This is a genomic window from Paraburkholderia sp. CNPSo 3076, from assembly GCF_026343935.1.
Taxonomy (GTDB): domain Bacteria; phylum Pseudomonadota; class Gammaproteobacteria; order Burkholderiales; family Burkholderiaceae; genus Paraburkholderia; species Paraburkholderia nodosa.
In genome coordinates, this window is sequence record NZ_JAPMAL010000123.1 from 1 (window position 1) to 1,008 (window position 1,008).

The 1,008-nt window shown below is 60.0% G+C and carries 1 pseudogene; it reads left to right on the forward strand.

The features are described from left to right. Window positions 1–89: 89 nt before the first annotated feature. Window positions 90–1,008 (forward strand): annotated as a pseudogene (locus M3A49_RS42315) (IS3 family transposase); the annotation flags it as partial.

A 1,008-nucleotide genomic window follows, 5' to 3' on the forward strand; every position in this document is an offset into this window, starting at 1 on the left:
TGAGGTGGCTTCGAGAATTCGGACAGTACGTTGAGTGGAAAAGCTGGGGCGTGAGTCGGCCATAATGGCCGGCAACAAGGAACCAGAAGATGACGAAACGAAACCGACGGACCCACTCGCCAGCGTTCAAGGCAAAGGTGGCCTTGGCAGCGCTCAAGGGGGACAAGACGCTGGCAGAGCTGGCCCAGCAGTTTGATGTCCATCCGAACCAGATTACGGACTGGAAGAAGCAACTGCAGGAGCGGGTTGCCGATGTGTTCGACACGGGCAACTCGGCGCCATCGGCACCGCCAGTCGACGTGAAGGTACTGCACGCGAAGATCGGGCAGTTGACGTTGGAGAACGATTTTTTAGAAAGCGCGCTCAGCAAGGCGGGACTGCTGGGCGTAAAGCGATGATCGATCGTGATCACGCCCTGCCGGTGACGCAGCAGGCGCGGCTGGTAGGCATCAGCCGGTCGAGCGCCTATTACCAATCACGTGGGGTCAGCGAAGCGGATCTGAAATTGATGCGCCGGATTGACGAGCTTCACCTCGAGCATCCATTTGCGGGGGCGCGAATGCTGGTACGGCTGCTGCGTCGCGAGGGCATCAAGGTCGGGCGCAGACACGTCAGCACTTTGATGAAGCGCATGGGCGTCGAAGCGTTGTATCGCAAGCCAAACACGAGCCGCAAGCATGCAGCCCACAGGATCTGGCCGTACCTGCTTCGCAACCGGAAAATCGACCGGGCCAATCAGGTTTGGGCGCTCGATACGAGCTATATCCCGATGGCGCGCGGCTTCGTATATCTGACGGCTGTCGTGGACTGGGCGAGCCGTCGGGTGCTGGCACACCGCGTGGCGATCACGCTGGAGAGCTGCCATGCTGTCGAGGCGCTGGAGGAAGCATTTGCGAAATACGGCCTGCCTGAGATCGTCAACACGGATCAAGGCAGCCAGTTCACCGCAACCGAATTCACCGACGCGGTGCTCAGCCGGAGCGTTCTTCTGTCCATGGATGGAAAGGG